At 65.5% G+C, this 2,633-nt stretch carries 2 protein-coding genes; both read right to left on the bottom strand.

All coding sequences use genetic code 11. The annotated features are described in order from the left end of the window. On the bottom strand, positions 1 to 299 hold a 299-nt coding region (gene msrB, locus AACR77_RS21575; RefSeq protein ID WP_042883063.1), incomplete at its 3' end, for a peptide-methionine (R)-S-oxide reductase. Positions 300 to 355: 56 nt separating this feature from the next. Continuing rightward, positions 356 to 2,494 carry a glycogen debranching protein GlgX gene (gene glgX / locus AACR77_RS21570; RefSeq protein ID WP_042883061.1) on the bottom strand — a complete coding sequence of 713 codons (2,139 nt, stop codon included), beginning with the start codon at positions 2,492 to 2,494 and terminating at the stop codon, positions 356 to 358. Positions 2,495 to 2,633: the final 139 nt, after the last annotated feature.

The raw sequence follows: 2,633 nt of genomic DNA, 5'->3' as shown, positions 1-2,633 counted from the left end.
AGGTGGGAGCCGCACTGGCTGCAGGTGATCTCCACCCGCTTCATGCCGTGGCTGTTGTCCTCGGTGTAGGTCACCGTCCCCTCGATGGCCCGGTCGAACGAGGGCCAGCCGCAGCCCGCGTCGAACTTGGCGCCTGAGTGGAACAGCACCTGCTTGCAGCAGACGCAGTGGTAATCGCCGCTCTTGCGGTTGTGCAGCAGGGCACCGCTGTAGGGACGCTCGGTCCCTTTCTCCCAGCAGACGTGGAACTGCTCTGCACTCAGCTTGTCGCGCCACTGTTCAGGGTTGTTACTGCTCATTCCGGCTCCTCACCACTGATAACGGTGCCCAGCATACCCAGTCAGGGCGCCTGGCTCTACCCCGCCAGCGGGAACTGTGATCCCGTTGGCAACACGGCGACAACATCCGCTGCCACCACCCCTTCACTCGCCAGCACCGCCGCCGGCAGGGCGACCCGCTCCAGCAGCTTGAGGGAGTGGGCACGCCCCACCGCCACCTGCCGCTTGATGTCGTCCGGCAGGAAGGGCAGGCCGTCGTTGGTGGCGGTGTCGATGGTCTGTATCCACTCCATGCCCTCCCCCGGCGGCGGCAGGCGGAACTGGATGTCATAGTCGCTGGCGTTGAACAGCACGTACCAGCGCTCCCCGGTGCAGCCGATCATGCCGATGTCCATGGCAAACGCCTGCCCCATGGGGGCGTGCCAGTCCTGATCGGTGAGCTGATGGCCGTCCGGGTGATACCAGTTCACCTGGTGGCAGCTGGTCGCCTTGCCGTTCCAGCCGTCGTCGCTCAGTTGCAGGTTGGAGAAGACCCCGGACTCCGCCCGCAGCGCCATCATCTGGCGGGTGAAGGCGAGCAGCCGCTCGTCCTCCGGGCGCAGTTGCCAGTTCACCCAGCTTATCTGGTTGTCCTGACAGTAGGCGTTGTTGTTGCCGAGCTGGCTGCGGCCCATCTCGTCCCCGGCCAGGAAGTGGGGCGTCCCCTGTGACAGCAGCAGGGTGGCGATCAGGTTGCGCTTCTGCTGCTGGCGCAGGTTGTTGATGCGCGGGTCCAGGGTCGGCCCCTCCACACCGTGGTTGCTGGAGAGATTGTTGCCGTGGCCGTCCCGGTTGTCCTCGCCGTTGGCCTGGTTGTGGCGCTGGTTGTAGGAGACCAGATCCTCGAGGGTGAAGCCGTCGTGATAGCAGAGGTAGTTGACGCTGGTGTGGGGGGAGCGCCAGTTCTTCGGGAAGAGATCCCGCGAGCCCACCAGACGGGTGGCAAAATCCCCCATCTTGCCCGCATCCCCGCGCCAGAACCCGCGCACCGTGTCGCGGTAACGATCGTTGATCTCCAGCCATTGGCTCGGAAACTGACCGAGACGATAGCCGAAGGGGCCTATGTCCCAGGGTTCGGCGATGAGCCTGACCCGCGCCAGCACGGGATCCGCCATCATGGCCTTGAAGAAGGCGCTCATGGGATCGAACTCCCCCGCTTCCCGCGCCAGGGTGACCGCCAGATCGAAGCGGAAACCGTCCACCTGCATCTCGGTGACCCAGTAGCGCAGGGCATCGAGCACCAGTCGCAGGGTATTGGGGTGATCCAGATTGACGCTGTTGCCGCAGCCGGTGACGTTGGCGTGGCGATGGTAATCCGGACCGTGGGCCCCCGACTCGAAGGCGTAGTAGCCCGCGTTGTCAAACCCCTTGAGGGAGAGCATGGGGCCGTCGAAGCCCGACTCCGCGGTGTGGTTGTAGACCACGTCCAGGATCACCTCGAGCCCCGCCCGGTGCAGCTCGCGCACCATGGTCTTGAACTCGGTCACCGCATCCTTCGCCCCGTAGCGCGGTTCGGGCGCGAAGAAGGCGATGGGGTTGTAGCCCCAGTAGTTGGTCAGCCCCAGCTGCTCGAGCCTGGGCTCGGACATGAAGGCCGCCACCGGCATCAGCTGGACCGAGGTCACCCCCAGCCCCTGCAGATGCTCGATCATCAGCGGGTGGCTGATGCCCAGATAGGTGCCCTGCAGCGCCTTGGGGATGCCGGGGTGCTGGCGGGTGAACCCCTTGACGTGGGTCTCGTAGAGCACGACCCGCTCCGGCGGGATGCCGGGCTTGCCGACCCCCTGCCAGTCGAAGGCATCGTCCACCACCACCGACTTGCCCACCATGGCCGCGCTGTCCCCCTCGTAGAGGGCATCGTCCCAGTGAGTGGCACGGCTGAGCGCCCGGGCGTAGGGGTCTATCAGCAGCTTGTCCGGGTCGAACAGCAACCCCTCCTGGGGAGAGCCATGCACCCGGTAGCCATAGCGCTGACCGGCCTTGACCCCGCGCACGTGGCCGAACCAGTACTGGCCGCGCCGACCGGGCAAGGGGAGACGCGCCAGCTCCTGCTCCTCGTCGTCGAACAGGCAGAGCTCCACCTTGTCCGATTGGGGAGCCCAGACACAGAAGTGGCAGCCCGTCTCGTCCAGACGGGCGCCAAGCGGGTGATCTACCCCGTTTTCCATTTCAAACATCAGGACTCCTGTTTGATGAACAAGGTCGCGAGCGGCGGCAAGTCCAGCACCAGGCTGTGTGCCATCCCCTGCCAGGGGGTCGCCTCGGCGACGAAGACCAGACCCACATCATAGTTGCTGCCCCAGTAATGCTCGCTGT

It is taken from the genome of Aeromonas sp. ZOR0002, assembly GCF_963866995.1.
GTDB lineage: Bacteria > Pseudomonadota > Gammaproteobacteria > Enterobacterales > Aeromonadaceae > Aeromonas > Aeromonas caviae.
The sequence above is the reverse complement of the archived record's forward strand: the minus strand, read 5'-3'. Positions and strand labels throughout refer to the sequence as shown.